Annotated in this window: 21 protein-coding genes and 1 tRNA gene; 10 read left to right on the top strand and 12 right to left on the bottom strand. The window is 43.6% G+C overall.

All coding sequences use genetic code 11. The annotated features are described in order from the left end of the window. Positions 1-8: 8 nt before the first annotated feature. A complete protein-coding gene (locus LYNGBM3L_RS00095) occupies positions 9-854 on the top strand; it encodes a hypothetical protein (RefSeq protein ID WP_008177519.1) in 846 nt (281 codons plus the stop codon). Between the two features lie 4 nt (positions 855-858). Beyond that, positions 859-1,500, top strand: a complete 642-nt coding sequence (locus LYNGBM3L_RS00100; protein WP_008177520.1) for a ThiF family adenylyltransferase — start codon at positions 859-861, stop codon at positions 1,498-1,500. Between the two features lie 20 nt (positions 1,501-1,520). On the opposite strand, the gene LYNGBM3L_RS48245 is transcribed toward LYNGBM3L_RS00100, so the two are convergent. The 3 genes from LYNGBM3L_RS48245 to LYNGBM3L_RS00110 all read right to left on the bottom strand — a co-directional run bounded on the left by LYNGBM3L_RS48245 (position 1,521) and on the right by LYNGBM3L_RS00110 (position 4,488). Next, positions 1,521-1,646 (bottom strand): hypothetical protein, encoded by a 126-nt coding sequence (locus LYNGBM3L_RS48245; RefSeq protein ID WP_267871960.1) that lies wholly within the window; start codon positions 1,644-1,646, stop codon positions 1,521-1,523. 16 nt (positions 1,647-1,662) lie between these two features. Further along, positions 1,663-3,222: a B12-binding domain-containing radical SAM protein gene (locus tag LYNGBM3L_RS00105; RefSeq protein WP_008177522.1), complete on the bottom strand. Its 1,560-nt coding sequence runs from the start codon at positions 3,220-3,222 to the stop codon at positions 1,663-1,665. Between the two features lie 474 nt (positions 3,223-3,696). Further along, positions 3,697-4,488, bottom strand: a complete 792-nt coding sequence (locus tag LYNGBM3L_RS00110; RefSeq protein WP_008177523.1) for a hypothetical protein — start codon at positions 4,486-4,488, stop codon at positions 3,697-3,699. Between the two features lie 750 nt (positions 4,489-5,238). On the opposite strand from LYNGBM3L_RS00110, the gene LYNGBM3L_RS00120 reads away from it, so the two are divergent. The 3 genes from LYNGBM3L_RS00120 (at position 5,239) to LYNGBM3L_RS00130 (ending at position 8,478) form a co-directional block, all read left to right on the top strand. Then, entirely contained in the window at positions 5,239-6,732 is a 1,494-nt protein-coding gene (locus LYNGBM3L_RS00120) for an FHA domain-containing protein (protein WP_008177527.1), read from the top strand. 279 nt (positions 6,733-7,011) lie between these two features. After that, positions 7,012-7,827, top strand: coding sequence for an SDR family oxidoreductase (locus LYNGBM3L_RS00125; RefSeq protein ID WP_008177529.1), 816 nt, complete (start codon positions 7,012-7,014; stop codon positions 7,825-7,827). Between the two features lie 87 nt (positions 7,828-7,914). After that, entirely contained in the window at positions 7,915-8,478 is a 564-nt protein-coding gene (locus LYNGBM3L_RS00130; RefSeq protein WP_008177532.1) for a helix-turn-helix domain-containing protein, read from the top strand. Between the two features lie 25 nt (positions 8,479-8,503). On the opposite strand, the gene gltX is transcribed toward LYNGBM3L_RS00130, so the two are convergent. The 4 genes from gltX to LYNGBM3L_RS00150 all read right to left on the bottom strand — a co-directional run bounded on the left by gltX (position 8,504) and on the right by LYNGBM3L_RS00150 (position 12,457). Beyond that, positions 8,504-9,952 (bottom strand): glutamate--tRNA ligase, encoded by a 1,449-nt coding sequence (gltX, locus tag LYNGBM3L_RS00135; protein ID WP_008177534.1) that lies wholly within the window; start codon positions 9,950-9,952, stop codon positions 8,504-8,506. Positions 9,953-10,082: 130 nt separating this feature from the next. Beyond that, positions 10,083-10,156 (bottom strand) — tRNA-Asp (locus LYNGBM3L_RS00140). A gap of 277 nt (positions 10,157-10,433) precedes the next feature. Then, positions 10,434-10,697, bottom strand: coding sequence for a hypothetical protein (locus LYNGBM3L_RS39300; RefSeq protein WP_071986763.1), 264 nt, complete (start codon positions 10,695-10,697; stop codon positions 10,434-10,436). A 203-nt stretch (positions 10,698-10,900) separates the two neighbouring features. Further along, on the bottom strand, positions 10,901-12,457 hold the full coding sequence (locus LYNGBM3L_RS00150; RefSeq protein ID WP_008177541.1) for a TM0106 family RecB-like putative nuclease: 1,557 nt from the start codon (positions 12,455-12,457) through the stop codon (positions 10,901-10,903). A gap of 834 nt (positions 12,458-13,291) precedes the next feature. Here LYNGBM3L_RS00150 and psaK point away from each other — a divergent pair. Next, complete coding sequence (psaK, locus tag LYNGBM3L_RS00155; protein ID WP_044491752.1) at positions 13,292-13,561, top strand: photosystem I reaction center subunit PsaK; 270 nt, start codon at positions 13,292-13,294, stop codon at positions 13,559-13,561. Positions 13,562-13,688: 127 nt separating this feature from the next. Here the strand turns inward: psaK and LYNGBM3L_RS00160 are convergent, their stop codons facing one another. The 4 genes from LYNGBM3L_RS00160 to uvrA all read right to left on the bottom strand — a co-directional run bounded on the left by LYNGBM3L_RS00160 (position 13,689) and on the right by uvrA (position 18,920). Further along, the gene (locus LYNGBM3L_RS00160; protein WP_008177545.1) at positions 13,689-14,981 is read right to left on the bottom strand and encodes an FGGY-family carbohydrate kinase; all 1,293 of its coding nucleotides are present in this window, start codon (positions 14,979-14,981) and stop codon (positions 13,689-13,691) included. A 103-nt stretch (positions 14,982-15,084) separates the two neighbouring features. Continuing rightward, a complete protein-coding gene (locus tag LYNGBM3L_RS00165) occupies positions 15,085-15,423 on the bottom strand; it encodes a XisI protein (protein WP_008177547.1) in 339 nt (112 codons plus the stop codon). Then, complete coding sequence (locus LYNGBM3L_RS00170; protein WP_008177549.1) at positions 15,408-15,827, bottom strand: element excision factor XisH family protein; 420 nt, start codon at positions 15,825-15,827, stop codon at positions 15,408-15,410. The genes LYNGBM3L_RS00165 and LYNGBM3L_RS00170 overlap by 16 nt, the downstream gene beginning before the upstream one ends. A 108-nt stretch (positions 15,828-15,935) precedes the next feature. Next, positions 15,936-18,920 carry an excinuclease ABC subunit UvrA gene (uvrA, locus tag LYNGBM3L_RS00175; protein ID WP_008177551.1) on the bottom strand — a complete coding sequence of 995 codons (2,985 nt, stop codon included), beginning with the start codon at positions 18,918-18,920 and terminating at the stop codon, positions 15,936-15,938. Here uvrA and LYNGBM3L_RS42520 point away from each other — a divergent pair. Both LYNGBM3L_RS42520 and LYNGBM3L_RS00180 read left to right on the top strand, forming a co-directional pair. Beyond that, positions 18,919-19,056, top strand: a complete 138-nt coding sequence (locus tag LYNGBM3L_RS42520; RefSeq protein WP_154659628.1) for a hypothetical protein — start codon at positions 18,919-18,921, stop codon at positions 19,054-19,056. The genes uvrA and LYNGBM3L_RS42520 overlap by 2 nt on opposite strands. Positions 19,057-19,313: 257 nt before the next feature. Beyond that, positions 19,314-20,288 (top strand): potassium channel family protein, encoded by a 975-nt coding sequence (locus LYNGBM3L_RS00180; protein WP_229414234.1) that lies wholly within the window; start codon positions 19,314-19,316, stop codon positions 20,286-20,288. Positions 20,289-20,640: 352 nt separating this feature from the next. Here the strand turns inward: LYNGBM3L_RS00180 and LYNGBM3L_RS46835 are convergent, their stop codons facing one another. Next, complete coding sequence (locus LYNGBM3L_RS46835) at positions 20,641-20,790, bottom strand: hypothetical protein (protein WP_165691804.1); 150 nt, start codon at positions 20,788-20,790, stop codon at positions 20,641-20,643. Positions 20,791-20,939: 149 nt separating this feature from the next. Here LYNGBM3L_RS46835 and LYNGBM3L_RS00185 point away from each other — a divergent pair, with 149 nt between their 5' ends. Beyond that, complete coding sequence (locus LYNGBM3L_RS00185) at positions 20,940-21,752, top strand: spondin domain-containing protein (protein ID WP_044491755.1); 813 nt, start codon at positions 20,940-20,942, stop codon at positions 21,750-21,752. A 128-nt stretch (positions 21,753-21,880) separates the two neighbouring features. Then, on the top strand, positions 21,881-22,072 hold the full coding sequence (locus LYNGBM3L_RS39305; RefSeq protein WP_154659629.1) for a hypothetical protein: 192 nt from the start codon (positions 21,881-21,883) through the stop codon (positions 22,070-22,072). The last annotated feature ends 51 nt before the right edge of the window (positions 22,073-22,123 follow it).

A 22,123-nucleotide genomic window follows, 5' to 3' on the forward strand; every position in this document is an offset into this window, starting at 1 on the left:
GCAGGATCATGGCAAATATCCTCGACCTCATCAATCAAATTGCTGCAAAGGAAACGCAACTGAGTGAAAATCAATTCCTCGCTCCCTGTGTACGTGGGGGAAGGGTAAGAACTCGTGTTGCTGGAATGATTTATACCTTCTCCCCTAAGCCTCGTAAGTTTGAAGGATGGGGTATTTTTCAGCCAGTCAGCGATCAAGTCGCAACTGTGATAGAAGAGCCAGATGTGTTTCAACTTGAGGACTATTGGCAACTGCTCCAACCGTTGCGTTTACGACTAGCTTATCAATTGTCGGGAAAGACCTGGCTAGGGTATCCAGTCAATGAATCCGATGCTCGTCAGCGCTTTGGCACGGTTAAACCTATTGCTGTCCATCTGGTAGAGGGCGGGGTAGCCTTTGAACAAGTGGTAGCTCGTGGGGATGGTAAGGCTTGGTGGTTTCAGCAGCTTGACCGTAAGGGAGATCCTTTACTAGCAGAACAACTCACAGAGCAGTTAAAGCAAGTAACACCACCTGAAGAACTGGATTTAAAGGGGGTGACCCCAGAAATGAGAATAGTTTATGACTTGGTAAGACAACAGACTAAAGAGTTTAAAGATAAAAGGCAGCATCAACGGGATCACAAACGGCTGGAGCAAGCTTTGGAAATGGGTGGGGGAGCACTGCAACAGTTCCATGACCGGGGAGAATTCTGGCAGGTGCGCTGGAGCACTGCTGACGGTAAACACCATATATCAGCGATATCTAAACAGGATCTAACTGTAATCAGTTCCGGGATTTGTCTAAGTGGACGCGATCGCGATTTTGATTTACAGTCCTTGGTTGGGGTGATTGAGGCACGATATTGGGATTAGGATGATGTCAATTTTTTACCACGAACAACTCTACCGTACCTCCCAAGTCATGGCCCAGTTACGTGACTACCCCGTGACCGTGTGTGGTGCCGGAGCACTTGGAGCTAATATTACCGAAAATTTGGCTCGTTCAGGCTTTGGAAAGCTCAAGGTTATTGATTGCGATCGCATTGAAGAGCGCAATCTTTCTACCCAACCCTACTACCGCTCTGATATTGGTGCCCATAAAGCCAAAATCCTGGCTCATTCCCTCTACCAAGCGGTTGGGGTAAAATTGGAGGCTAAGGTCAAGGAATTAACCACAGCTAATACCAAACAATTACTGACTAATTCTACTTTAGTCATTGACACCTTTGATAACAGTGTCGCTCGTCAAGCCGTAAAAGATTACTGTGATAGTTCCCAAACTCCTTGTCTTCATGTTGGGTTAGCAGAAGACTACAGTGAGATAATTTGGACTGAAAATTATCGAGTCCCTTCCCCAGTTAATGATGATGTTTGTGATTATCCATTAGCTCGGAATTTAGTGCTGATGACTACAGCAGTTGCTACTGAAGTCATCATTGAATTTATTAACACAACCAAAAAACTCGACTTCACCTTCACCTTGAGAGATTTAAGTATCAAGCCCATAGATCGCAGCTAATTGGGTGATGGACTTTCGTCTTAGGGAATCGGGAGTCGGGAGTAGGGAGTAGGGAGTAGGGAGTAGGGAGTAGGGAGTAGGGAGTAGCGTTGCATCGCTATTCCCTTTTGCCTTTTGCCTCTTGCCTTTTGCCTTAAGTCCCTCAAACGTTGCTAATAGTTGCTATATCTCTATTAATTCTTTATCCATCAACTTAGGATTAGTATCAACTAACTGTCTTCCAATTTCATCTCGGACAATTTGACGATATTCGAGAAAGTGTTCGTTGTGAGCGCATAGAGTAAGGTAATGTTCCCACACAGCTGGATTGTGCCTGAAAATACCAAATAAATGATGCCAGAATTTCCAGCGAGTACTGCGCTTAAACCCTTGACGCCAAATTACAGTCGCCAAAGCTTTCAAATCTACCAACTCTGGCATTTTGAATGGGGCTTTGCATTTAGGGGGGCCAAGCTTTAAGAAACATTTATAGGCACGGTCTATATAGCGTTCAGGTTCGTATAGCTTCCAGAATGCTTCGATATATTCTTGACTAATCTCTTCAATGGGACGAGTAGGAACAAAGTTCATTAAGGTGGTTTGATTGATATCTTTTTTAGTGTTATCTCGCAAACGCCCTTCTTTTTCTAAACGATTCCACAGAGCAGTATTGGGTAACGCTTGTAACATGCCAAACATGGCTGTAGGGATAGCAGCCTGTTCAACAAAACTAATAATCCGGGAACCTGCTCCTTGTTTCTCTCCATCAAAACCAATAATAAACCCTGCCATTGGTCGCAATCCCGCACGAATTATTTTATCTACATCATCCGTTAGAGAGCTGCGAGTATTTTGGAATTTTTTGGTTAGTTTAAGGCTTTCTTCGTCCGGTGTTTCAATTCCTAAAAATACAGCATCAAAGTTAGACTCCACCATCAATTCCATCAATTCTGAATCCGCAGCTAGGTCTACAGATGCCTCAGTATTAAATCGAAAGGGATACTGATGCTCCTTCTGCCATACTTTTAGCTCTTTCAGAAGTAGCTTAACGTTACGCTTATTCCCAATAAAATTGTCATCCACCATAAAGATACCACGCCGCCAGCCTAATTCATACAGATAATCCAATTCCTTGAGAAGCTGGGCTGGTTCCTTTGTTCTCGATTTGCGGCCATAGAGAATAATGATGTCGCAGAATTCGCACTGAAAAGGACATCCCCGCGAAAACTGCACTGACATTGAATCATAGGCATCAAGCTCTAACAAATCATAGCGGGGAATTGGGGTTTGAGTGACATCGGGTTTCTCTGTAGTGCGAAACGTTCCACTAGTTTCCCCTCGCTGTAAAGCTTCTACAAACATCGGTAGGGTGATTTCTCCTTCATCTAGGATGAGAAAATCCACCCCTGCCTTCTTTCCTTCGTCTGGTAAAGAGGTAGGATAAGGTCCCCCAAATGCCACTAATTTACCACGTCGTTTGGCTTCTTTAATTTGGTTTAGGGCATCGGTTTTTTGGACAATCATTGCTGAGATTATCACCAGATCTGCCCATTCAAATTCTGCTTCGGTTACGTCTCGGATATTGCGGTCAACAAGTTTAAATTCCCAGTCTTGAGGTAATAATGCAGCAACAGTAATTAGACCTAAGGGTGGCAATAAAACTTTGCGATTAACTAATTCAAGGATTTTGTCATAAGACCAAAACGTTTTCGGAAATAAGGGATACAGTAATAAAACTCGCATTTAGAGAAATCCTCACACACGTGGCCATATAGCCTATAGCGATCTTACATCCTAATTAAGATTGCGATCAGCTATCAGTATTGAGCTATCAGTATTCAGCTATTAGCTTATGGGTTAGGTCACAGCGTCGAAGCCTGTGTCACGCTAGAAGCCTGTGCCACGCTACTTGAGGTGCTTTTGAAGAAAATGACCATGATAGCTGACCACTGACCACTGTTCGCGTAGCGTGCGCGTAGCGCATATGCTTACTGGCTGAAGGGGTGTCCAGTTCTATTGAGCTCCCAACTTGGCTAAAAAATTATCACTAAACAATGACAGGTAATTATAAACGGATGCCTAGGCTAAGTTCAAGTTAATCAATATAGTCTAGGGTTTAAATGACGGCTGCAATGATTCTCTACACCCCAAACCCAGTGCCAAGCTGGAGCTCTACACCCTTAGGAGCTAAAAAGGCTGCTTGTTACCCCCTGAGGTTTAATCAGCTACTCTAGTAAGCCTGTCAAGAATTTGCATGATTGACAAATCCCGCAAGAAATCCTCTTTACTCTCGGTTTCAGAGCGGTTCGAGTCATCGCGGTTCCGGTCATCGCGGTTGATGTATGTGAGAATGCGATCGCATTCTGTGGTGCTAACTATACTACAACCCTGGGTCAGGAAACTATCCACTGAAGTACGTCTACCCTTATGATTATACAGAATTGACCCATAATTAAACCTTTGACCATTTGGATAGTAAAAAATAGACCCATAATTAAATCTTTTGACATTTGGATAGTAAAAAATAGACTCATAATTAAATCTTTTGACATTTGGATAGTAAAAAATAGATCCATAATTAAGCCTATTACCGTTTGGATAATACCAATTTGATCCCCATTTGGCTGTTTTACCATTTGGCCAGTATAACGAAGACCTCTGATCTTGCCTAGGAAGTTTGCAGGTAACTTGTTTTAAACTTTCAATCATACCCAGAAAGCTTTTTGCCTCTTCTGTCATACTGGCTAGTTTGGCCATGACGGTCAGGTCGAAGCAATCTTGAGAAGAAGTTTGTAGTGACTCAATACTTGATGAACGTGGGTTACTATTTCCACAGTATTTATATTCTAGGGTAGCTAGATTATCGCTATCTAAGTTTTCGCTAATCGCCAAGCGACGCACAGCACGAATCTGGCCACATCGATTCGATTCAGCAGATACGTTATCGGTCCCTAAGCCAATAGTACATAGGGTCACGAGTGATAATAACACTCGAATCGGATATTTCATTGAGATCAATCTTCCTCAACACATCAATAGTCTGAACAGCCAGGATTATCAAATGCTGTAGCTTCTGGCTGACTACTACAGACGTTGCATGATATCAAAAGTTTCAGCATCGAAATAATCTTGGTCGCGATTCCAAGGTAAGCATGCAGGCGTCAGCTATTAGCTATCAGAAGTTATCTCTAGGTACTTATAGCAGTTCTCAATTGAGCTATCCTCACTATGAGGTACACAAGATTTTTTCCCTGTTCCCTAAAACCAAGGAATTTCTACCTCACCCAATTGAAAACTGCTTTCAGAAAATCCTGTTGCATAAAAAATTACCAAAAGGCTGAGAAGTATATAGGGATGTGTCCAAGAGGCGCGACCCAAGAGGCGCGACCCCGTAATTTAATTCTTCAAGCGGAAAGCGCGCCTTAGGCAGTTTACCTGCCCATTGGAACGCGCGCCTCCCCTGAACTTTTGCGAGAGGTCAAGGGTACTAAGTATGATGCTGGTATCAAGTGTTAATTCAATTGTTAGGTGCGCTTGACCCATTAAGAATTAAATTCGCCACGGGTCGCACCTGAAGTTAGCATAGATCATCCTCTCATAGTTCATTACCAGGACTTATGTCAAATCGGGTAACAAACGCAAATGCCCTTATATAGTATCGTGTGTTATCAACCCACCCTAGCGGCAGAGTTTATGGGTAAGTCCTGAGTAATTGACACAATTGACCGATTATTGCGGTAATCTGGAGTGACACGAAACATGCTTAAAACTATACTTATCAACTCTCAAACCAACGAGTTACAGGAAAAAACTCTGAAACCGGAAACTGGGATTCAAGGTGAGTATCTTATTGGTCGTCACCCGAGTTGTGACCTAGTTCTGGATAGTCCTGTAGTGAGTCGTGTACATGCCAGAATCCTATGCCAAGGGAGAAAGTATTACTTTGCTGACCTCGGTAGCACCGATGGCTCTCGGATCAATAATGAGGAGATGGATGTTAACCAGAACTGGCTCCTGAGGGAACAGGATATTATCCGCATCGGTGACTTTGTCCTGCTGGTCAAAGAACTACAGCTGTATGATTCTAACCAGGAACAGAAGCCAGTGGTAGATGACAATAGCACTGGGATGAAGCGGTGGACTAAGGGTAAGATTACTGTCCGCTGTATACAGATCATTGATCAGACCCATGATGTCAAGACCTTTCGCTTTGTCGCTGACCCGCCAATGTTGTTCAGCTACAAGCCAGGTCAGTTCGTCACTCTGGATTTGGATATTGATGGCAAAGCAGTTAAGCGTTCCTACTCCATCTCGTCAGCCCCCTCACGTCCTTATACTTTGGAAATTACCGTCAAGCGAGTGCCAGCACCAGCGGATGCTCCTAATGTACCAGCGGGTTTGGTGTCTAACTGGTTGCACGACAACATCAAAGTTGGATCCGAGGTAAGATTAAATGGCCCAATGGGGAAATTTACCTGTGCTGACCATTCTGCTAATAAACTGCTGTTCATTTCAGCAGGTAGCGGGATTACTCCGATGATGTCCATGTCTGAGTGGCTTTGTGACATTGGGGCTGATGTGGATGTGGTTTTTGTCCACAGCGCTCGTAGCCCAAAAGATATCATCTTCCGTCAGAAATTAGAGTTGATGGCGGCTTTGCACCCCAACTTTAAGCCTGCTATTACCACCACTCGTCCAGAACTAGACCAAGCTTGGTGGGGTTATATCGGAAGACTTAATCAAGCCATGCTGGAAGAGATGGCTCCTGATTTTCGCGATCGCATTATTTATGTCTGTGGTCCGAATCCCTTTATGGCAGGGGTGAAAGCCATGCTAGCCGGTCTAGACTTCCCGATGGAGAACTACTATGAAGAGAGTTTTGGTGGCAAAAAGCCCTCAAAAAAGACAGCAGCAGCACCGACTCCTGAACCAGTCAAAGCAGAAGGTCGTCCTAAACTACAGTTAGTGAAATCACCATCAACCTGTTCAGAACCAACTGTAGTCTTTGCTAAGTCTGGGAAAGAAGTCACCTGTGATGCAGAGGATGTGATCCTAGATGTGGCGGAACAAGAAGGGGTGGCATTACCAAGCGGTTGCCGCATGGGAGCCTGTGGTGCTTGTAAGCAAAAGCTTCTAAAAGGGAAAGTAGAGTATGACGAGGAACCTGATGCTCTCGAAGAGGATGAACGGAAGGAAGGCATGATTTTGACTTGTGTGGCTCATCCTGTCGGACAAGTGGTAGTTAGCGCTTGAGCTATAGCAGTTCTCAATTCGGTGAGGTACTTTCGTCCTAGGTTTTAGGGAGTCGGGAGTCGGGAGTCGGGAGTACCTTATACATTATCTGTCTTTTACAACAGTCATCTTTTCGCTTTTTGTCACATAACGTGAATAATTTTTGATTGGCGCACGTTGCATGTAGTTTGGCGTAACTTGCTAGTGAAATTTCCCCCTTCGTTAGTATAGGATCAAACTGAATCGACATTCAAGCATGAATTGTCATAGTCAAATAACAAAAATTAGTTTGAATCCAAAATGAGTAAGACAATTTTAATTACAGGAGCAAGCAGCGGTATTGGAAAAGCAACTGCAAAATTGTTCCAGGAAAAAGGTTGGAACGTGGTTGCAACCATGAGAAGTCCAGAACAGGAAACAGAACTAACCACCCTTGATAATGTATTGGTGACAAGACTAGATGTTTTAGACCAAAATTCAATTACAAAAGCCATTCAGCTAGGTATTGAAAAGTTCGCTAAAATTGATGTTTTGGTAAATAATGCTGGTTATGGTGCTTTTGGCCCTTTAGAAGCAACCCCCAGGGAAAAGATAAAAAGACAATTTGATGTTAATGTTATTGGGCTGTTAGATGTAACCAAAGCAATCCTACCCCATTTCAGACAAAATAAAGATGGTATATTAATTAATATTTCATCGATTGGTGGCAAAATGACCTTTCCATTATTTTCATTATATAACGGGACTAAATTTGCTGTTGAGGGGATTTCCGAAGGTCTGAGTTTTGAAATGGAAGCAATTGGCTGCAAAGTGAAAATTATTGAGCCAGGCATTATCAACACTGATTTTGCTGGCCGCTCCCTTGATATGAGCAACGATGAAAGCCTAACTGAGTATCAAGAATTAATTGGTAAGCTGTTCAATTCGATGGAATCTTTCCCTGATCAGGCTTCTGAGCCTATTGTTGTCGCTAACGTGATTTATGAAGCAGCGACAGACGGCACTGATAAATTGCGATATACTGCTGGCGAAGATGCCAGGATGATGGTTGCTAATCGAAAAGAATTGGATGATAAGACGTTTATCCAAGGTATTAAAGAGCAATTTGGCATCTAGTTCAAATAGAGGGTTTATCCTGAAGGGGCGACGAAACAACCTGAAATGCTTGGTATGTAAAGTTGCGTAGGGATTGAGGTGGGAACCATGATTAAAAATCAAAGACAGTATGACTACAGCCAAGAATTAGTTCGTCAATTTGAATCTGACTTATCTGTTTATGACGCTCAAGATGAAGAGCTCAAAAAAAATGATTGTTGGTGGAAGATTAAGCGCGATTCATTACAAAGTCATCTTAATGCTTTAAAAACCGAAGTTGCTGAAGACGAAACCCTCATCAACCATGACAATCGTACTCCAATTGTTCTGAAACTTGATGATATTAAAAATCTCCCAAAACTTCTGCTCAAAGCTCGTATAGCTGCTAATCTAAGCCAAAAACAACTGGCGGATATCGCTGGTTTAACCGAGGGAAAAATCATAGACTATGAAGCTAAAGACTACCAAACAGCGAGCCTTATAGATTTTTTGTTTGTCCTTGATGCCCTGGATATTAAGCTCCAAAAAGGTGAGTTTTTAGTTCCTCTAGATACTCTCAGAATAACCCCAATTACCGCAGAAGAATTGATGGGTAATACATCTAGTGAAACCTCTCAATCAATTGGGTGCAATAGACTTAAACAGGATCAGAAATGGGTTACCAATCGGTAACCCATCAGTTACCTATCAGTTGGGATCATGCAACCTGAAGCAATGACTCCTTCAAGCGAGTTTGGTCAAACCCTTGCTGATGAAGCAATACCCAGGATTCGATCAAATCAGGACCATTGACATCCCCAGTTAGTGCAGCACGAAGCGATCGCATAACCAATCCTTTCTTGACCTTTTGCGCTTTTGTGACTTGGTTAATAATCTGCTTAGCTTCCTCTGGACTCAGCTGTTGGTAATTACCCAGTTGCTCAAGAATAGCTTGCACCACCTCACTAGCACCAGCTTTTTTCAGCTGCTCTACGGCCTGCTCAGTGTACTCAACTGACTCAGTAAAGAACATCCGAGTCATCTCTACTGCTTCTGGCAAGCGAGTCAAACTTGGCCCAATCATAGCAGTCAACCGTTCCAGCCAAGGGCGATTTTCCACAGGATCACAGTTGTGCCCAGCACTTTCCCAGTAGGGAATCAACAAGTCCACTAACTCAGATGCACTGATCTGGTGGATATATTGACTATTAATCCAATCCAGCTTAGCCCAGTCAAACTTTGCCCCAGCTGGGTTAACCCGTTCAAAACCGAACTTTTGAGCGGCTTGAGCCAAGGTAAAGATTTCCTGAGTGGAATCAGGGGGAGACCATCCCAGCAATGTCATATAATTAACCATCGCCTCAGGGGTAAAGCCCATGGCTTTGAAGTCAAAAATAGAGGTTACACCATCGCGCTTGGATAGCTTCCGTCCCTCATGGTTAAGAATCAGAGGTGTATGGGAAAATTCTGGGACTACACTCCCTAGGGCTTCATAGAGCAAAATCTGTTTAGCAGTATTAGCAATATGGTCTTCACCGCGAATGACATGGGTAATCTGCATATCAATGTCATCCACCACCACAGCTAGGTTGTAGAGAGGCTGACCGATATCATTCTCTTGAGATGCCCTAGCAATCACCATATCACCCCCAAGGTCACTCCCTTTCCAGGTGACTTTACCTCGGACTAGATCATTCCAGACAATCTCCCGGTCATTATCAATCATAAAGCGGATCACCGGCTTGCGCCCTTCCGCCTCAAATGCTGCTTGTTGTTCTGGTGTCAGATTTCGATGGCGATTGTCATAGCGGGGGGCTTCTTTTCTTGCCTTTTGAGCTTCCCGCAGTTGTTCTAGTTCCTCAGCTGTGGTGTAGCAGCGATAAGCCAATCCCTGGTCTAAGAGTTGTTGAATAGCAGCACTATAAAGGTCAAGACGTTGGGATTGGAAAAATGGTCCTTCGTCCCACTCCAGTCCCAGCCAACTTAAACCATCGAGGATATTTTGGGTATATTCCTCTCGCGATCGCGTTTGGTCGGTGTCTTCAATGCGCAGAATAAACTTACCGCTGTGGCGACAGGCAAATAGCCAGTTAAATACAGCGGTTCTAGCGGTACCAATGTGTAAATTTCCGGTTGGACTTGGGGCAATACGGACTCTAACTGTCACAGCTGATTGCTAAGAACCTAATTACTATAGTCTTTTCGTCTCTATTGTACCTGCAACAATCAACTACTCCGACTAGATCATCTTCAGGATCATCTTTAGGAGGAGTCGATAGTATCCTACATTTCTTCTACGGGACTGACGGGGCTCGAACCCGCAACTTCCGCCGTGACAGGGCGGTGCTCTAACCAATTGAACTACAGTCCCAATCTCTGAACCATTTACTATTGTTATCTATGACTGGTGTATTTGTCAAGGCTTTTTTTGAAAAAACCGAAAAATACTTTGAGCAGTCACTTTAGAGCTCTGAGCTCTCAGCCGATTTGCCTTGAGCTTACCCTCGACCAATGACCGAAGGCTCAGTTTATGGCTGTGATCAGTATAACCTATCCCAGGGCTTAAGCAATAGGGTGCGTGAATCAAGCACCCTAGGGCTCACTATTTTTTTTCAAGACCAAAAACCTTATTTACTACTATGGCAGAATCACCATTCTCTTTTGGTGTTGGAGACTTTTGAGATTAAGATTGCCTCTGAAGCTGTTCTGCTGAATGGATAAAATCGTTCCAGGCTAAGAATTAATAGGAGCATCAAAACCTGTACTGGCCAAGGTGCCATAGCAAAACCAAATATTAGACAGACAATGGTACTGCCTACTCCCAATAGGCGAGGGATTTCGTGAGAGACTCTCCAAGATATCAAGATGCTCCCTAGGGCAGTTACCAAAAGAATTAGAAAAAGTGGAAGCATATTAATCACCTCTTATCAAATAAATTTTAGACCTCAATAAATTCTAGACCTCTAAATTCTAGACCTCTTAAAATTCTAGAGAGGGCTCCCCTCCATCCAATGATGGCGAAAGCCCCCTTTAGATTTAATTTAGCATCTACCTATACATTGTGTGTGTCAGCTAGATTACAAAATCTAATAACTTAATAAATTGTTGCATAACTTCATGCTAAGTTTTGAAAGTTAATCGTATTGGGCAAAGTGTTGGGCAAAGTGTTGGACAAAGTGTTGGACAAAAAGTTGACTAGCCACTCCTTGAGGTGATATGTAGCGCGGCAGTCATCTTCATTGTAGCGCTGGATCATTTCGAGAATAGAGTGATTGCCTGTTTGTAACCACTGGTCATACAAACACACAGATTGGGAGCCAGTCATATCGGGGTCTCGCCACTCAAAGCCCAAGCATCTCGCCAAATTTTTCAGAGAATAACTCTCCACTGGCATGGTCACAGTATCAATAACTATTTGATGAACATCCACGAAACGATTTAGCAGGGGTTTAACTATCTGTCGTGGAGTTTGGTAAAGGGTTGCTAAGCGCTTGACCGTGTCAACTTCATACTTGGAAAAATGGAAGATTGGGGCATCTGGATAACGCTCAACTAAGTCTAAAAATTGTAGCCAGATGAATCCTTCTTGCCAAGAATGTTCTGCGAATAGGTTATGGAAAGTCTCTGTTTCAGTGCGTCGATCAATCACCAACACCCCTAGCAAATACTCCAGGGGCAAATCAGGCTGTGCTTCAATATCAAAATAAAGCTCAACAGATGCTGTCGGTAAAGAGTCTTGATTCGGGAGGTCTGCCGAGATTTTGGCATTACCATTCCCTCGCTCTAGTTGTTCGTATTCAAGTATACTAAAGTAATGTTTGGGATAAAGCAGCACCCGGTTTTGTACCTGAGATTGGGCTTGCTGCACCAACTGGAAAGCTACTGAGCTACCAAAGCTGGGCTCTAATTCAGTAATCGTAGACGTGGCTAAGGATTCGATTGTGGTTACTCCCAAAGCCTCCAAATCCCGATAGCGGCTGGGTGTTACTCCAGGCAATAGGGAAATGTGCTCCACAGATTTAGCGATCGCATAACAACTGTGATACCAACAGCAAAGACTACACCGCTGACGGGAAATGAACACCTCTGGTTCTTGTCGCTGCAATAGAGTCTCAATACATTCCGATAGCAGTTGTTCCATCAGTGGCACCCATCGTTCTATTACCACGGTGTAGCACTTTTGGTTACGCAAAATTAATGAGCCAGTGGTGGGCCAATGTCCTTGTACTGCTGCTAACAGCTGAGCACGAAAAGCAGTAAGGATTTTATACTCTGGCTTGGGTCGTTTGCTGAGCTTAATGGTGGTGGGAACATAGATCCAATCACCAAAATTAGAACGTCCCGGCTGTTTGACCAGCAAATCAGGAAAACATAGCAATGTCACCCCGTCACCAGTTGGCATCAACAGTACCCCTCCAGAAATGTACTCCGTCCCTTGTTGCATCAGTTTCAAGGTGGCCTGTGCAGCAGCGTGCCAATCTGTTCTGGGGTAGCGGGGTGAGTGGTGGGGCACAGTAGCCAGAATCTGTTGTTTATGGTCTCGGCTTTTCTGTTGCAGTTTCAGCAGAAAATCTGAGGGTAGGTCTTGCTCTGTGGGGTCTCCATAAATGTCCAAAAACGCTCGACGCCGACAGCGTTTGTAATCTAAAAGTAATGCGTCCGTCAGCAGCATAATTATAGTTTCAGGTGACATACTCCCACACTCACCTTGTCAGGTTGAGTGTGGGCTTCTTACCAACACCAGCCATCGCTATCGGCTTTCGCCGACGCGGGGCGCGTTCGGTTACTCGGTAAGCTTTATTAACGATACGGGATGCCCCTCCGCACCGGAACAATTAAAAAAAGTTCTTTTTTTTACTTAGCAGGTGGCGGTTAGCTCTTAATTTGTTTTCCCTACTATTTTCAGTATAACGTTTTTCAGGCTGTTTATCAGAGTTCCTGTCCGGGATTCATCCCTGGAGACGAAACCTTAGGATAGTGGAGCCAAAATCGGCAAAGTTTTAACCCTTTTACGCATAACCGACTAACCATAAAGGCGACCCTATCCTTACGGTAACTTTAAACACTCATGGCGTAGCATTGAGGTGTGGGGCATAAGAGCGGAGGAAGCTAACCCCCCATGGCTAGTGATACTCGCCGCTAGGCGTAAGATATCACCAGCCATGCAGGATGAATTAATCCGGTCAACCCGGATTGATTGATCAATCCAGGGTTTATCCCGCTTTTATTAATTTATGTAAATTTACCGAAACATTGACTGAGCAACCAGGGATTACTTAACAATTATTTACATAAAGGCTTGATTTAATTTTACCGAATCCCACCGCCCAAAAGTCTAGTAATCACGGGCTTTCGCTCTCTAATCAAGGGTAATCAAAGCAAGACTGGCAACGGAATCGACTTTTCCAAAAAAATTAATTATGAGACCGTGCTGGTAAAATCTTTATAAAAGATTAAATCTTTAAGAGATCACTGTAAGAGTCTATCAAAAACAGGAGAACACAAATTGACTTACTCAATCTTGCTTGCTGCTGCATCTGCCGTTCCCAACACCCTGGAATGGAGCCCGACAGTCGGAATCATCATGATTGTCTGCAATGTCCTAGCGATTGCCTTCGGAAAAGCTACTATCCAGAATCCTAGCGCAGGTCCGGCATTGCCTATGCCTGAGTTCTTCGGTGGCATGGGTCTTCCCGCCCTACTGGCAACCACCAGCTTCGGTCACATCCTAGGACTAGGCACTATCTTAGGATTGGCTAACATGGGGATTATCTAGAAGTTAGTAGCTGTGGGGTATAGGGCGAACGGGAGTAGAGATGATGGTCAGGTTGAGCCAGAGGTGATGACTCAGAGCAGATTCTCACCCGGTCACCCTACACTCGGTCACCCTCTAGCCGATCACCCTATACCCGATCTTCTAACAGGCATCCCTGCTTTGCTAATAGTGCTGTACCATAAGCAGCCGCTGTGTGAAGGGATGTCAACATCGGTACCATGAGCTGACGCTCTCGAATCCTTGTCCAGGTAGGATTTTTGGCACCACCACCAGCAGTATAGACACCGGTTAAGGGACTTGCTCCGAGCTGTTGCAACAAGCTATATCCCCTAGCTTCAATTCGCGCTATGCTTTCGAGCATTCCTTGGAGAAATTCCACGGAATTATCGGGTTTGGGTTCCAATCTTGGCCGGAGATCAGGGTCATTAATGGGAAAGCGATCGCCTGGTCTAAGTAAGGGATAATAATCCAAGGCACTTTCTTGCTCCGGGTCGATTTGAGAGCTGAGACTTTCTAATTCTCTGTCACTGAAAAAGTGGCGTAGTACTGCTCCACCCGTGTTGGATGCGCCACCGGTAAGCCATAAATTTCCCAATCGATGACTGTAAATCCCAAATTTGGCGTCTTCTAGAGGAGTGGTACTCAATAGTTTCAATACCACGGTAGACCCAAGGGAGGTTACCGCTTCACCTGGTTGTTTGGCACCACTAGCGATAAATGCGGCAATACTATCGGTGGTACCTGTACAGACTAGACAATCTGGTGATAATCCCAAGCCGTGAGCTACCTCAGGGGTTACAACTCCTACTGGTGTACCGGGAGCCAAGACGTTGGGTAGCATGGGTGACACCGGTAGCTGTTTGAGCCAGTCAGGATAGCAAAGATTTTCAGGATTATAACCGAGCTTTAAGGCATTGTGATCATCACTTATGCCTAGTTTTCCATGCAATAGAAAGGCTAACCAGTCCGCTTGATGGAGGAAGTATAGGGGATTAGTTTCAGCAGAGCTTTTGCTGATCAGATCTGTACAGTCATACCACCAGAGAAGTTTGGCAAGGCTGGAGGTAGCACTTAAAACGACATGGTTGGGAGGAGCAATGGTTCTAAGTTGTTCCATCACAGCTACTCCTCGTGGATCGTTGTAAAGGATGGGTGCATCTACAGGTTGACCGATGCGATCGCATAACAAAACTGTTGCGGAGGTGCCATTAATTGCGATCGCATTAATTTCACCCTTGATTGACTGGGGAATTTGCTCAATCAGGGAAAATAATACCTTCTGCCAGTGTGTTGCGGTATCGATGGTGATGGCTTGGATTGGAAAGGGATATTGAGTCTCGGCAAAGATAGTACCAACAGAGTCGATCACTACTGCCCGTGCGCCAGAGGTTCCGAAATCGATGCCTAGATAGACAGTCATTAGGGATTAGGGATTAGGGAATTTAGAATGTAGAATTTAGAATATTAGAATTTGGAATTTTACCTCATTCTACATTCTGCATTCTACATTCTGCATTCCACCTTTAGCCTACTGCAAAACCTGTATATTGTCTTACTTGAGGATGGCGGAAACCAAGTACAATATCGTTTGCGGGAATACCTGCTTCCAGTAAATCGGTAGCAATCCCCTCTTCCGTATCATCGTATTGAATCCAGATTTTGTCACCAATTAAATCTAGGTGAATGGGTGTAGCGTGTAGGTACTGGTCATCATTCCAACCTATGTCTAATACTAAATAGTGTCCTCGCTGATCATCGAAAAGCACTTTAGAGTCATAGCTGTCAGGTAGGGAAGCACGATACTCAGCGTGTTCCATTAATACTTTTTTGATGATGTCTTGGTAGTTTAATCTGGTATCCATTGAATCAGCGTTTCACTATCGTGATCAAAAACAATTAATTTAATAATTTGGTTCCTTAGCAATACCTTTCCCAATTCTATGGTAAACACGTTTTTAAAGGTCAGTCTAGAAACGGCAAGATAAAGACAGCGCTCTACACCCATTTCATCCAGGACTTGACGATACAGGATATACTGCCCTAAAGCCTGCTCTAAATCTTTTACATCAGACTTTCCTACAAAACTCTTGACTTCAACAACAATTTTTTGTATTCCTTTTTCAGCACTAATTAGACGTTCCGCACCAAGATCAGCAGATAAGCGTTTGTGGCCTATCTGTAGGGGAAATGGATCATGGGTAATTGTCCAGCCATCCTTTTGTAAGGCACGCTTAACCGTATTGTGGTATATGTCTCGCCTTGCCATCTCAATCTCTTCCCTCTAGCATCATCCTCAACTAGGATGGAAACTCAAATAGCGATCGCATCAGAAAAGCCATCCCTGAAACATGCCCTATAACTGACCCACTAAGCACTAAGCACTTAGCAGTCCTTCCTGTCGCGGGTACTCCTGCAAAACCTCCTTCAAATACTGCCCTGTATAGGAATTAGGATGCTCTGCTACCTCCTCTGGTGTTCCAGAGGCAATTACTTCTCCCCCTTTATCCCCACCTTCTGGTCCTAAGTCTATTACCCAATCAGCACAGCGAATCACATCTAAATTGTGTTCAATCACCAAAACAGAATTTCCTTTATCTACCAACCGCTGCAATACATTTAACAAGTGATGAACATCATAAAATGACAATCCTGTTGTCGGTTCATCGATTAAATACAATGTCTTTCCCGTTGCCCGACGTGACAATTCTGTTGCCAACTTCACCCGCTGTGCTTCTCCACCAGATAATGTCGGTGCTGGTTGCCCTAAGTGAATATATCCTAACCCCACATCTACTAAGGTTTGTAACCGAGATGCTGCTCTTGGAATATTCTTAAATACCTCCAACGCTTCTTCCACTGGCATATTTAAAATATCAGCAATGGAATATCCTTTATACTTCACTTGCAACGTTTCTCTATTATATCTCGCTCCCTTACAAACATCGCATTGTACATAGACATCGGGCAAAAAGTTCATCTCAATGATATTCACCCCCTGTCCCGAACAAGCTTCGCAACGTCCTCCTTTGACATTAAATGAAAATTGGCCTGGCTTGTAACCTCTAGCTTTAGCTTCAATAGTTTTAGAAAATACCTCTCGAATGGTATCAAATACTCCTGTATAGGTAGCAGTATTAGACCGAGGAGTGCGACCAATGGGAGATTGATCGATTACGATTGCTTTATTAATAGCGTTGAGTCCCTCAACTTGATCCAATTGTTTGGGAAAGGGTACTTTACGAGTCAGATGATGTTGTAATGCTGGGTAAAGTAATTCGTTTACTAACGTAGATTTACCAGAACCAGATACACCTGTAATGCTGACTAATTTCCCTAGTGGTATCTCTACTTCAATGTGTTTGAGATTGTTACGATGAGCATTTTTAATCACAAATGAACGACCATTTCCCTCTCGACGTTGACTAGGAGTTTCAATTACTTGGCGTTTTGATAAATACGCTCCCGTCAGGGAATTTTCACTTTTTATTATAGTTTCTAAATCCCCTTGAGCAACAATTTCTCCCCCATGAATTCCAGCTTTCGGACCAATATCGACAATATGATCGGCAGTGCGAATGGTTTCTTCATCATGTTCTACAACAATCAAGGTATTCCCCAAATCTCGCAATTTGATCAGGGTAGTGAGTAACCGTCCATTATCTCTTTGGTGCAATCCAATACTCGGTTCATCTAATACATACAAAACTCCAGTCAAGCCTGCTCCAATCTGAGTCGCTAGGCGAATCCGTTGAGCTTCTCCACCAGAAAGGGTCATGGCTGGACGGTCAAGGGTAAGATAATCTAATCCTACATCAAGCAGAAATTGTAATCGGGCTTTAATTTCTTTGAGGGCAAGGTCACCAATTTGAGCTTGGCGGGGGGAGAGTTGTAAGTTATCAATCCGTTGACGACATTGGCGAATTGAGACACTAGTTAAATCATCAATATGATATTGTCCTAACCGCACCGATAGTGCTTCTGGTTTGAGCCGTTTACCATGACACTCTGGACAGGGTTGATAAATTAAATACTGCTCTAGTTTGTGTTTTGATGCTTCAGAGCTAGTGTCTTTGTACTGTTTTTCGAGGATCGGGATAATGCCAGCATAGCGCTTGTAGTACCCTTTTTCTTTGCCATAAGCAGAATTATTTTGAATGTAGATTTTTTCGTCGGTGCCGTAGAGCAGGATGTCTTGTTGTTCAGAGGTTAGCTGATTCCAGGGAGTTTGGATTTCAAAACCATAGGCTTGTCCTACGCTATAGAGTAGGGAGATGTAGTAGGTGTTGTCTTTTTCTGACCAGGGGGCAATAGCACTATATAAGGGTTGAGTAGGGTCAGGTACTACTAGTTCTGGAGAAAAGGTTTGTAAATTACCGATACCGTGACAAAATGGACAAGCGCCGTAGGGGGAGTTAAAGGAAAATAATCGGGGAGATAATTCTTCCATTACTGCCCCATGTTCTGGGCAAGCAAAGTTTTCTGAAAAGACGATTTCTTGGGGAAGGTCTTGGTCAGATGAACTACCCTTTTTGCGAGCCGTACGTTTATAATTATGATCAGATTTGACCTCTGCTGGCTGTGCTGATGTATTATCTAAAACTTGGATAACTGCAATTCCAGTAGAACGTTTTAGGCAAGTAGCAAGGGAATCGGTAATCCGTTCTTGAATACTAGGCTTTTTGATGAGACGGTCAACCACCACTTCAATGTTGTGGGTATAATTTTTATCCAATTCGATGGTATCGGAGAGGTCAAAGGTTTCACCATCGACTCTGACTCGCACAAATCCTTCGGTGGCTAAGCTGGATAATAGTTTCTTGTGAGTGCCTTTTTTGCCTCGGATAACGGGAGCCAGGATATGGAAGCGAGTCCGGTCAGGGAGTTCCATAATGCGATCGCACATCTGGTCGATGGTCTGGGGAGCAATATTGCGATCGCATCGGGGACAATAGGGTTCACCAGCCCTTCCAAACAGTAATCGCAGGTAATCGTAAATCTCTGTAACTGTACCAACGGTGGAACGGGGGTTATGGGATGTAGATTTCTGGTCAATGGAGATAGCGGGGCTTAAGCCTTCGATGGCATCCACATCCGGTTTATCCAGTTGTCCCAGGAATTGACGAGCATAGGCACTAAGGGATTCTACATAACGGCGTTGTCCTTCCGCAAAGATAGTGTCGAATGCCAGGGAGGATTTGCCGGAACCGGAAACACCAGTAAAGACAATAATGCGATCGCGTGGCAGTTCCAGATCAATATTTTTCAGGTTATGCTGTCTAGCCCCCCGAATCCGAATGGTGTTTTGAGCAGAGTTAGGGGTGTGGTCTTGGGTGTGGTTGGGGTTAGAGGATTTTGGCATGACCGACAGCGGCTTTAAACTCCTTAACAATAGTAGCGCTATCCGTTCCTATAGTAATGTTAAACCTAAGCATTCAGACCTTTGCCGAACGCCCTCTAGCTTTCAGCTTGAGCGATCGCAGATTGAAATTGTATAGTTTTTGTATAGTTTTCAGTAAACTTGAAACACTCCAAACCCCACTCCCGAGCTCCTGAGCCCCCCTGCACCCTTGCCGATTCAATCTATAAATTAGATGCACCCGCAGCTTAGCCATTACCCGAGAATAGATCCCCGTGAAGGGATATTATAGTTACTTAAACCGACATGATCTAACCATTACCTCTAAGTCAAATGATCTTACTATGGAATCGAAAATTCTGGAATTTTTTGCGCAGTGAAAACCTTGATAAAGTAATGATTATTATTATAATAATTATTACTATTAACACCATCACTATATCATGGCTGGAACCAGATATCTCAAAAGCAGATGCTTTCTGGTGGAGCATCGTCACCCTAACAACTGTTGGCTATGGTGATATCACACCTGTCACAGTTGGTGGTCGCTTTATTGCTATTCTCGATATGTTTGTGGGGATTGGATTCTTAGCCATCTTCACCGCTACCCTCGCTGGTATTTTTGTCGATCAAAAAATTAAAAATGATCTAGGTATGGGGTCTTATAAATTTAACAATCACTTGATTATTTCCGAATGGAATTCTAGAGCACAATTTATTATAAATGAGTTGCGAAAGTTTCCTAAAACTCAAGATGATAAAATTATTTTAATTGCCAATATAGACCGGAAGCCTATCGAAGACAATAATTTGTTTTTTATTAAGGGCAACGTATGTGATGAAACCTTGAATCGAGCCAACTTGATCCAGGCTAGAACTGTTATAATTTTAGGGGATGACAGCATAGATGAAACAGCTCGCGACGCCAAAGTTATACTATCTACCCTGACAGTAGAAAGTATTAATCCCAACGCTTACACAGTTGTGGAGCTGGTAGATGAAACTCATGTTAAATCCTGTCAGCGGGCTAAGGTTGACGAAATAATCGTTAGCAGTGAGTTAAGTAGCATGCTCATTTCCCAAGCTGCTCTTAACCATGGAATTACCAAAGTTGTCTCTGAAATATTAAGTACTCAAAGTGGCAACAAGCTTTATAAAATTGCGATACCTGAATCTCGGGTGGGTAGTTCCTTTATGGAAGTATTTACGTATATGAAGCAAGCCTATCAAAGTATTGTCCTAGCAGTACAAAAAGGAATTGAAGGAGATGTTATCTCCAATCCACCGACAGATTATAAACTTGAGAATGGTGACTATTTAATTGTCGTTGCTCAAGATGAACCACGACCGCTACAGAAATCTTCAACGTAAGTGTGATATGTCACCTGTAATGTGTTAATTAACCATTGTAAATGGTTAATTTTAAATGGTTAATTTTAATTAAATTAACGAACACCCTTCCAGCATAAGTAGTCAACCCTAGATAATATCACGTCATGAGACAAGGCTGAGAGAGGCGGAAAATTATCAGTAAATTATCAGCAAATTTTCAGCCTCTATTCAGCAACAATTAAACCAAGAAACCAATAATTCTAGTCAAGCTACTAACCTAGGATTAACCACTTGATACGGTGCCAGCAAAATCAGTTTTGAACACTAAGTTTTGAACACTTAGCTGATTAACTCTACGGTAAGCATTCAGCTATCAGCCGTCAGTCGTCAGCTAATCAACGGTCGGTAGTAAACAAGCTGGGGCTGCTGATACGGCTGCTTGAAAATCCCTGCTTGTTTTACTCATCCAACCCCGAGCAGTTAAAGCATCTAATAGCTGTTCGCGTAGCGTGGCCATTCGCGTAGCGTGGCCAACGGCCAAGGCCTTTAGCTGTTCGCGTAGCGTGCGCGTAGCGCATTAGCTGATAGCTGAATACTTACACTCTACGGATAATGATGTAGCTGTATAGATAGTTGAGCAACACACTCATTGACAAATCTACCATATTGATCTCATTGATCAGAATCACCATGAAGCATTCAATTATTAAATCACTCAAAATCGTGACCATGGTTACGGTAACCTCTACACTAGCCATGGCATCTAGGGCAACAGCAGCCACCCTTAAGGTGACAATTGAAAGCCTGGCACCGGAAAACGGCACGTTATTGACTCCAGTCTGGGTTGGTTTTCATAATGGTTTGTTTGATATTTATGATCGGGGTGAGGCAGCTTCACCAGGACTTGAGCGGATTGCAGAGGATGGCAATGCAGCAGTGCTTAGTCAAGAGTTTTTTGCTAGTGGTGCGGGTTCAGTTGATGGGGTAATTCCTGGTCCAAATGGTCCAGTTGCTTCTGGGGATATTGCCCAAGCCACATTTACTGTAGATTCTACTAGCCGTTACTTCAGCTACGCAGCAATGATTCTTCCCAGTAATGATGCTTTCATTGCTAATGGCAACCCCTTGGCTTTTGAGATTTTTGATGAAGAAGGTAATTTCACTGGAGCTGACTTTACCGTTCTCGGTTCTCAAGTTCTGGATGCAGGTACGGAAGTTAACGACGAGCAGCAGACGACTACTGCCTTCTTCGGTCAAACTATTCCTGATACCGGTACACCAGAAAACGGAGTTGTCACCCTGCATCCAGGTTTTATCCCAGGTGGACCGATTTTATCAACTGAGACATTTGCTCAAGGTGACTTCACAGTGGATGGCTACCAGATAGCACGTATTAAAGTCGAGAAAGTGCCAGAATCTTCTACTACTGGAGGATTACTTGCTATCGGTGGGTTGTTATGGCTGGGTAGCCGCTGGCGTCAGAGTCTTAACAGATTCGCGTAAATCCCTTTGGCAATTGACCATTGAAAATTTTCAATTTTCCCTTCTTGATTAACAACAGTATAAAAATAACTAGTTCACTAGACTCAAGATACATGCGATCGCTTACATGTCAGGCTTGACTTGGCATAGTGCGATCGCTTTTTTTAGACCAGTCTAGGGAAACTCAACAACTCAACACTGACACGGCATCAATATTTCCCGCTGTTGTTGACGACACCCGACACCCGACACCCGACACCCGACACCCGACACCCGACACCCGACACCCGACTCCCTACTCCCTACTCCCTACTCCCTACTCCCTACTCCCGACCCCTTGACCAACCGCAAAGTTCAAGAGATAATTTTCTTGTAATTATTTAACAAATCTT

The sequence above is a fragment of the Moorena producens 3L genome (assembly GCF_000211815.1).
GTDB lineage: Bacteria > Cyanobacteriota > Cyanobacteriia > Cyanobacteriales > Coleofasciculaceae > Moorena > Moorena producens.

Bases quoted from the DNA above. Each gene is read 5' to 3' on its own strand.
- LYNGBM3L_RS00150 (WP_008177541.1), bottom strand. From the start codon at position 12,457: ATGCTGCTGACGGACGCATTACTTTTAGATTACAAACGCTGTCGGCGT.
- LYNGBM3L_RS00180 (WP_229414234.1), top strand. From the start codon at position 19,314: ATGATTATTATTATAATAATTATTACTATTAACACCATCACTATATCA.
- LYNGBM3L_RS00120 (WP_008177527.1), top strand. From the start codon at position 5,239: ATGCTTAAAACTATACTTATCAACTCTCAAACCAACGAGTTACAGGAA.
- LYNGBM3L_RS00100 (WP_008177520.1), top strand. From the start codon at position 859: ATGTCAATTTTTTACCACGAACAACTCTACCGTACCTCCCAAGTCATG.
- LYNGBM3L_RS00185 (WP_044491755.1), top strand. From the start codon at position 20,940: ATGAAGCATTCAATTATTAAATCACTCAAAATCGTGACCATGGTTACG.
- LYNGBM3L_RS00105 (WP_008177522.1), bottom strand. From the start codon at position 3,222: ATGCGAGTTTTATTACTGTATCCCTTATTTCCGAAAACGTTTTGGTCT.
- LYNGBM3L_RS00110 (WP_008177523.1), bottom strand. From the start codon at position 4,488: ATGAAATATCCGATTCGAGTGTTATTATCACTCGTGACCCTATGTACT.
- LYNGBM3L_RS42520 (WP_154659628.1), top strand. From the start codon at position 18,919: ATGACCGACAGCGGCTTTAAACTCCTTAACAATAGTAGCGCTATCCGT.
- LYNGBM3L_RS00165 (WP_008177547.1), bottom strand. From the start codon at position 15,423: ATGGATACCAGATTAAACTACCAAGACATCATCAAAAAAGTATTAATG.
- LYNGBM3L_RS39300 (WP_071986763.1), bottom strand. From the start codon at position 10,697: ATGCTTCCACTTTTTCTAATTCTTTTGGTAACTGCCCTAGGGAGCATC.
- LYNGBM3L_RS00170 (WP_008177549.1), bottom strand. From the start codon at position 15,827: ATGGCAAGGCGAGACATATACCACAATACGGTTAAGCGTGCCTTACAA.
- LYNGBM3L_RS00130 (WP_008177532.1), top strand. From the start codon at position 7,915: ATGATTAAAAATCAAAGACAGTATGACTACAGCCAAGAATTAGTTCGT.
- LYNGBM3L_RS00160 (WP_008177545.1), bottom strand. From the start codon at position 14,981: ATGACTGTCTATCTAGGCATCGATTTCGGAACCTCTGGCGCACGGGCA.
- uvrA (WP_008177551.1), bottom strand. From the start codon at position 18,920: ATGCCAAAATCCTCTAACCCCAACCACACCCAAGACCACACCCCTAAC.
- LYNGBM3L_RS00125 (WP_008177529.1), top strand. From the start codon at position 7,012: ATGAGTAAGACAATTTTAATTACAGGAGCAAGCAGCGGTATTGGAAAA.
- LYNGBM3L_RS00095 (WP_008177519.1), top strand. From the start codon at position 9: ATGGCAAATATCCTCGACCTCATCAATCAAATTGCTGCAAAGGAAACG.